The organism is Streptomyces sp. NPDC059853 (genome assembly GCF_042731495.1).
Lineage (GTDB): Bacteria > Actinomycetota > Actinomycetes > Streptomycetales > Streptomycetaceae > Streptomyces.
Genome location: NZ_JBHWJL010000279.1, coordinates 1 through 6,991 on the forward strand (window position 1 = coordinate 1; position 6,991 = coordinate 6,991).

Genomic DNA, 6,991 nt, shown 5'->3' on the forward strand with positions numbered 1-6,991 from the left:
TTACGCGTGGGGGCGCGTACCCGCCCTGGTTCTCGGGGGTGTGGGGGCGGGGGTTGATTACCCCAAGGGCTAACAACCACGACCCGGACGTCATCATCGCCGACGAGCCCACCACGGCGCTCGACGTCACCGTCCAGGCGCAGATCCTGGAGAAGCTGCTGGAGGTCAAGGACGAGGTCAACGCGGCGATCCTGATGATCACCCACGACCTCGGGGTGATCGCCGGGATGGCGCACCGCACCCTGGTGATGTACGCGGGCAAGCCGGTCGAGATCGGCGGCACCGACCAGGTGTTCTACGAGCCGCGGATGCCGTACACCGCCGGTCTGCTGGGGTCGATCCCGTCCCTCGACGGCGACCGCGAGGACCGGCTGCGGCCGATCACCGGCACGCCCCCGTCCCTGATCCATCTGCCGGCCGGCTGCCCCTTCGCGCCGCGCTGCCCGCTGGCGACGGCGGAGTGCACGGAGAGCGAACCCGAGCTGACGGAGGCCGGCGAGGGCCACCGGGCGGCCTGCCACCACAGCGACCGGCTGGCCGAGGCGGACGACCCGACCGCGTTCTTCCGCGACGACAGCTCCCCCATCACGGAAAGCGAGGAGGGGTGATGACGGCGACCACGGACCTGTCCAAGGCCCCCGAGAACACCACATCAGGCGAGGAACTGCTCACCGTCACCGACCTGGTGGTCAACTTCCCGGTGCGCGGCGGCGGGCTCTTCCGCCGGGTCGTGGGCCAGGTGCAGGCCGTCAGCGGGGTGTCGTTCGGCGTCCGCGCCGGCGAGACCCTGGGCGTGGTCGGCGAGTCGGGCTGCGGCAAGTCCACCACCGGGCGGGCCGTGCTCCAGCTGATCAAGCCGACCTCCGGGTCGGTGACGTTCGACGGCAAGGAGATCACCGGCCTCAAGCCGGCCCAGCTGCGGCCGGTGCAGCGCGAGACGGGCATGGTCTTCCAGGACCCGTACGCCTCGCTCAACCCGAAGCTGCCGGTGAACGACATCATCGCCGAGCCGCTGAAGGTGCAGGGGCAGTGGCGCGACGGCGGCAAGGACCGGGTCGCGGAGCTGCTGCGGCTGGTGGGGCTGAGCCCCGAGCACGGCAACCGCTACCCGCACGAGTTCTCCGGCGGCCAGCGGCAGCGCATCGGCATCGCGCGGGCGCTGGCGCTGTCCCCGAAGCTGCTGGTGCTGGACGAGCCGGTGTCGGCGCTGGACGTGTCGGTGCAGGCCGGGGTCGTGAACCTGCTGGAGGACATCCAGGACCGGCTGGGCGTGGCGTACGTCTTCATCGCGCACGACCTGTCGGTGGTGCGGCACATCTCCGACCGGGTGGCGGTGATGTACCTGGGCAAGGTGGTGGAGACCGGCACCCGCTCCGAGGTGTACGAGCGCCCCTCGCACCCGTACACGCAGGCGCTGCTGTCGGCGGCGCCGCTCGCGGACCCGAAGAAGGAGCGGCGGCGGCGCCGTACCGTCCTCACCGGTGATGTGCCCAGCCCGCTGGACCCGCCGAGCGGCTGCCGGTTCCGCACCCGCTGCTGGAAGGCGCAGGACATCTGCGCCACCGAGGAGCCGCAGCTGAAGGACCGGGGCACCGGGCACCCGGTGGCCTGCCACTTCGCCGAGGAGGACACGGCGGTGGTGTGAGGCCGTACGGCACGCGGACGGGCCCCGGGGGTTCCCTCCCCCGGGGCCCGTCTTCTCGGTGGGTGCCGGCCGTGCCGGTCAGCTCTCGCCGAGGAGGCGTTCGACGGTGGCGACCTTGGTGGTCAGCCCGTCGGTGACGCCCTCGCGCAGGTCGGCCTTGAGGACGAGGGAGACGCGGGCGGCGTGCGCCTGGACGGCCTCGGTGGCGCGCTTGACGACGTCCATCACCTCGTCCCACTCGCCCTCGATGCTGGTGAACATGGCGTCGGTGCGGTTCGGCAGACCGCTGTCGCGGACGACGCGGACGGCGGCGGCGACCGCCTCGCCGACATCCTCACCGGCGCCGATGGGGGTGACGGAGAAGGCGACGATCACGAGGCGGCCCCGCCGCCCGTGCCGCCCTCGTTCCCGTTCCCGTCGGTGCCGTTGTTCTCGCCGTTGCCGCCGTTGCCGCCCTCGTCGTCGCCCGACTCGGCGTCCTTCTCCAGACCGAGGGTCTCCACCAGCCACTTGTCGAACTCGATGGCCGCCCGGATCCAGCTGACGGCGGTGTTCACGAAGTGGTCCGGGGCCACGCCGAGGCCGATGAGCATCTGCGCCTCACCGATGAGACGGACCGTGCCGTCGTCATTGGTGTGGGTGTAGACCTTCGGCCACAGCGTGCGGCGGTTCCACTCGTCGATGGTCTCCAGCAGCCGGCCCTTTTCCTCGATGGTGTGCGGCCGGTCGTAAAAGGTCCGGACGGACAGGATCCGCTGCTGCTTCTCACCACGGAACATGAAATACGTGCGGAACTTCTCCCAGGGGGCGACCAGGTCGCCCTCCTTGTCCGTCACGTACTTCAGCTTCATGCGCTCCAGCAGCTGCTTGATCAGGTCCTGGTTGGGCATGATCGGCCCGGCCGGCTTCCTCGCTCCGCCCTGACCAGGGGTCTTGTTATCCGGCTTCTCCGGTTGGCCGCCGAAGTTCGGAATTGCGGAGGGATCGACAGACACGGGATGGGTCCCTTTCCTCGGTTAAGGAGACACTGCCATCCTCGCTCATCCCCGCCCCGTTCTGGCAAGCAGTACGGGGCGGGAAAGATCACCTCACCCGGCCGCCGCCGGCGTCACCCGCAGGGCGCCGCCGTCCGGGTCCGGCTCGACCCGCACGGTGTCCCCGTCCCGGACCTCGCCGGCCAGGATGCGCCGCGCCAGCTGGTCGCCGATCGCGGTCTGCACCAGCCGGCGCAGCGGCCTGGCACCGTAGGCCGGGTCCAGGCCCTGCTCGGCCAGCCAGGTCAGCGCGGGGTCGGTGATCTCCAGGGTGAGCCGGCGGTCGGCGAGCCGGCGCTGGAGCGAGTCGATCTGGAGCCGGGCGATCCGGCTCAGCTCGGCGGTGCCCAGCGCGCTGAAGATCACCAGATCGTCCAGCCGGTTCAGGAACTCGGGACGGAACGCGGCCCGCACCGCCGCCAGCACCTGCTCGCGCTGCTCGTGCGGCTTGGCGAGCGGATCCATGAGGTGCTGGCTGCCGAGGTTGGAGGTGAGGATGAGGATCGTGTTGCGGAAGTCGACGGTACGGCCCTGGCCGTCCGTCAGCCGGCCGTCGTCCAGCACCTGGAGCAGGATGTCGAACACCTCGTGGTGCGCCTTCTCCACCTCGTCCAGCAGCACGACCGTGTACGGGCGGCGGCGGACCGCCTCGGTGAGCTGACCGCCCTCCTCGTACCCCACGTAGCCGGGGGGCGCGCCGACCAGCCGGGCCACCGAGTGCTTCTCGCTGTACTCGCTCATGTCGATGCGGACCATGGCGCGTTCGTCGTCGAAGAGGAAGTCGGCCAGGGCCTTGGCCAGCTCCGTCTTGCCGACGCCGGTCGGGCCGAGGAAGAGGAACGAGCCGGTGGGCCGGTCGGGGTCGGCGACCCCGGCCCGGGAGCGACGCACGGCGTCGGAGACGGCCCGTACGGCGTCGGTCTGGCCGATGAGCCGGCGGCCCAGCTCCTCCTCCATCCGCAGCAGCTTCTCGCTCTCCCCCTCCAGCAGCCGGCCGGCCGGGATGCCGGTCCAGGAGGAGACCACATCGGCGATGTCGTCGGGGCCGACCTCCTCCTTGACCATGGTCGCGCGGGCGGCGGTCTCCTGTTCGGCCTCGGCGGCGTCCGCCAGCTCCCGTTCCAGAGCCGGGATCTCGGCGTACAGCAGCTTGGAGGCGGTCTCGAAGTCGCCGTCGCGCTGGGCGCGCTCGGCCTGGCCGCGCATGTCGTCCAGCCGCTCCTTCAGCTCGCCGACGCGGTTGAGGCCCTGCTTCTCCTTCTCCCAGCGGGCGGTGAGGCCGCGCAGTTCCTCCTCGCGGTCGGCGAGTTCGCGGCGCAGCCGGGCCAGCCGCTCCCGGGAGGTGGCGTCGGACTCGTTGACCAGGGCCAGCTCCTCCATGCGGAGCCGGTCGACCGAGCGCTGGAGTTCGTCGATCTCCACCGGGGAGGAGTCGATCTCCATCCGGAGCCGGGAGGCGGCCTCGTCCACCAGGTCGATGGCCTTGTCGGGGAGGAAGCGGGAGGTGATGTAGCGGTCGGAGAGGGTGGCGGCGGCCACCAGCGCGGCGTCGGCGATCTGGACCTTGTGGTGCGCCTCGTAGCGCCCCTTGAGGCCGCGGAGGATCGCGATGGAGTCCTCGACCCCGGGCTCGGCCACCAGGACCTGCTGGAAGCGGCGTTCGAGGGCCGGGTCCTTCTCGATGCGCTCGCGGTACTCGTCCAGGGTGGTCGCGCCGACCATGCGCAGCTCGCCGCGGGCCAGCATGGGCTTGAGCATGTTGCCCGCGTCCATGGCGGAGTCGCCGCCCGCGCCCGCCCCGACGACGGTGTGGAGCTCGTCGATGAAGGTGACGATCTGGCCGTCGGACGCCTTGATCTCGGCGAGGACGGCCTTCAGCCGTTCCTCGAACTCGCCCCGGTACTTGGCCCCGGCCACCATGGCGCCGAGGTCGAGGGAGACCAGGCGCTTGTTCTTCAGGGACTCGGGGACGTCGCCCTTGACGATGCGCTGGGCCAGTCCTTCGACGACGGCGGTCTTGCCGACGCCGGGCTCGCCGATGAGGACCGGGTTGTTCTTGGTGCGGCGGGAGAGCACCTGCACGACGCGGCGGATCTCGTGGTCGCGGCCGATGACGGGGTCGAGCTTGCCCTCGCGGGCGGCGGCGGTGAAGTCGGTGCCGTACTTCTCCAGCGCCTTGTAGGTGTTCTCGGGGTCGGCGGTGGTGATGCGCCGGGAACCCCGGGCGTTCTGGAACGCGTCGGTGAGGGCCTGGGGGTCCAGCGGCTCGCCGGCCTTGCCGCCCTTGGCGGCGATCGCGATGAGGAGGTGTTCGGTGGAGACAAAGGAGTCCCCGAGGTCGCCGGCCCGGCGCCCCGCGTCGGCGAGGACGGCCATCAGCTCGCGGTTGGGCTGCGGGCGGCTGACGGTGCTGCCCTGCACGGTGGGCAGCGCCCCGAGCAGCCGCTCGGCACCGGACCGCAGCGCCGCAGCGTCGGCACCGGCGGAGGCGAGCAGATCGCGGATGTTCTCGTTGTCCTGCCCTTCGAGCAGGGCGAGCAGCAGATGCGCCGGGGTGATGTCACTGTGCCCATCGGTGAGCGCCCGGTCATTGGCGCCACTGATCGCTTCCCGGCTCCGGTTGGTCAGCTCGGCAGTCACGTCGCGTTACTCCTCGGCTTGCCTCATGGGACGTGCGATAAGTTGAGTCTACTCCACTCAAGGGCGATCCACACCCGCCACCACCGACGAATACACCGGGCAACCCCCAGGCCATCGCCGCACACGGTCCGTCAACCATTTCTCCGGTTGTCCTCTTTTGCGTGAAGAAGATCGTTTGCCCTGGCGCGTGCGGTCGGCCAGGGACGAGGATGGCCGGCGAACGCGAGGAGGTGACGAGGACGGTCATGCCGCACGGGCCCATGCCCGCCGAGGCGGAGGTCCTCCTGGAGACTTTTCTGGACCTGGATCCGGTCCTTCCGGACGGGATCAGGGCGGAACTGATCGAGGGAGAGATCGTCGTGTCGCCGGTCCCGGACGGTCATCACGAGGACCACATCAGCACGCTCGTCCGGCAGATCCTGACCCACTCGACGGTGGAGCTGGATGTCTCGGGTCACAAGGGACTCACGGTCCCCCGGCTGGGCCCGCTGCCCACCGACCACGTGATCCCGGACCTCACCGTCGCACCGCTGGCGGATGATCTGTTCCGGGACGCGCCCTCCTGGATGCCCTGCGACGGGGTGGCGATGACCGTCGAGGTGACCAGCAGCCGGGCCGAACGGGACCGGACCCTCAAGCGGCGCTGCTACGCGCGGGCGGGCATCCCGCTCTATCTGCTGTGCGACCGTGAACTGGAGACCGTCACCCTGCACAGCGAGCCGGGCACCAACGACTACCGGACGGTCCTCTCGGTGACCTACGGCAAGTCCCTGCTGCTGCCGGAGCCGTTCGGATTCGAGCTGGAGACCGCCGACCTGATCTGACGTGGCCGCCCCCGGGAAATCCGCTGGCCGGACCGGCGGCGCGGCGGCACAGTGACGGTGTGGAGGCAAACGACCGGGGGCTGCGACCGGACGGGACCATCGCGCGGGAGGGGTCGCTCGCCCGCGTGGGCGAGGCGTTCGTCCCGGTCGTCGCGGCGGCGCGCGAACGGATCGGCGCGGTGTTCGGCCCGGACCGGCTGCACAGCGCGTACCTCTACGGCAGCGTCCCGCGCGGCACCGCCGTCCCCGGGGTCTCCGACCTCGACCTCCAGCTCGCGCTCCACCGCCCGCCGGGCCCGGCCGAGCGCGCCGACGCCACGGCGCTGGGCACCGCCCTCGACGCCGCGTTCCCCCAGATCGACGGGGTGGGCATCCTGCTCTCCGGCCGGGACGAACTGCTGAGCGCGTCCCAGCGGTACGACGCCGGGTTCTTCCTCGCCTGCCTGTGCACCCCGCTGCTCGGCCCCGATCTCGCGGACCGCTTGCCCCGCTACCGCCCCACCTCCCTGCTGGCCCGGGAGACCAACGGCGATCTGGCCCGCCTCCTCCCCGGCTGGCGCCACGCGGCGGCCACCGCCGCCACCGGGGCCGAGCGCCGGGCGCTGGCCCGGCGGGTCGGGCGGCGGCTGGTCCGCACCGGGTTCACCCTCGTGATGCCGCGCTGGGGCGGCTGGACCAGTGACCTGGAGCGGTCGGCCGAGATCTTCGGGCGCAGCTACCCGCAGCGCGCCGGGCAGATGCGCCGGGCGGCGGCCACCGCGCGGCGGCCGACCGCCGACCCGGCGGCGCTGGGCCCGCTCATCGAGGACCTGGCGCCCTGGCTCGCCGGAGAGTACGCCGCCGTGCAC

General features: G+C 71.5%; 7 protein-coding genes. 4 read left to right on the top strand and 3 right to left on the bottom strand.

Annotated elements, in window-relative coordinates; translation table 11 throughout:
- Together ACFV5N_RS22605 and ACFV5N_RS22610 are read left to right on the top strand one after the other, a co-directional pair.
- Positions 1–608: oligopeptide/dipeptide ABC transporter ATP-binding protein (locus ACFV5N_RS22605; protein WP_385602796.1), on the top strand; the 608-nt coding region annotated here is incomplete at its 5' end.
- Complete coding sequence (locus ACFV5N_RS22610) at positions 608–1,645, top strand: ABC transporter ATP-binding protein (RefSeq protein ID WP_385602799.1); 1,038 nt, start codon at positions 608–610, stop codon at positions 1,643–1,645. The genes ACFV5N_RS22605 and ACFV5N_RS22610, both read left to right, overlap by 1 nt.
- Before the next feature lie 78 nt (positions 1,646–1,723).
- On the opposite strand, the gene ACFV5N_RS22615 is transcribed toward ACFV5N_RS22610, so the two are convergent.
- The 3 genes from ACFV5N_RS22615 to clpB form a co-directional block, all read right to left on the bottom strand.
- The gene (locus tag ACFV5N_RS22615; RefSeq protein WP_385602802.1) at positions 1,724–2,020 is read right to left on the bottom strand and encodes an MTH1187 family thiamine-binding protein; all 297 of its coding nucleotides are present in this window, start codon (positions 2,018–2,020) and stop codon (positions 1,724–1,726) included.
- Positions 2,017–2,640: a YbjN domain-containing protein gene (locus ACFV5N_RS22620; RefSeq protein WP_385602805.1), complete on the bottom strand. Its 624-nt coding sequence runs from the start codon at positions 2,638–2,640 to the stop codon at positions 2,017–2,019. The genes ACFV5N_RS22615 and ACFV5N_RS22620 overlap by 4 nt, the downstream gene beginning before the upstream one ends.
- A 93-nt stretch (positions 2,641–2,733) precedes the next feature.
- On the bottom strand, positions 2,734–5,319 hold the full coding sequence (gene clpB / locus ACFV5N_RS22625) for an ATP-dependent chaperone ClpB (RefSeq protein WP_385602807.1): 2,586 nt from the start codon (positions 5,317–5,319) through the stop codon (positions 2,734–2,736).
- Positions 5,320–5,528: 209 nt separating this feature from the next.
- Here clpB and ACFV5N_RS22630 point away from each other — a divergent pair, with 209 nt between their 5' ends.
- Positions 5,529–6,143 (top strand): Uma2 family endonuclease, encoded by a 615-nt coding sequence (locus ACFV5N_RS22630; protein WP_385602809.1) that lies wholly within the window; start codon positions 5,529–5,531, stop codon positions 6,141–6,143.
- A 59-nt stretch (positions 6,144–6,202) separates the two neighbouring features.
- On the top strand, positions 6,203–6,991 hold a 789-nt coding region (locus ACFV5N_RS22635), incomplete at its 3' end, for a nucleotidyltransferase (protein WP_385602811.1).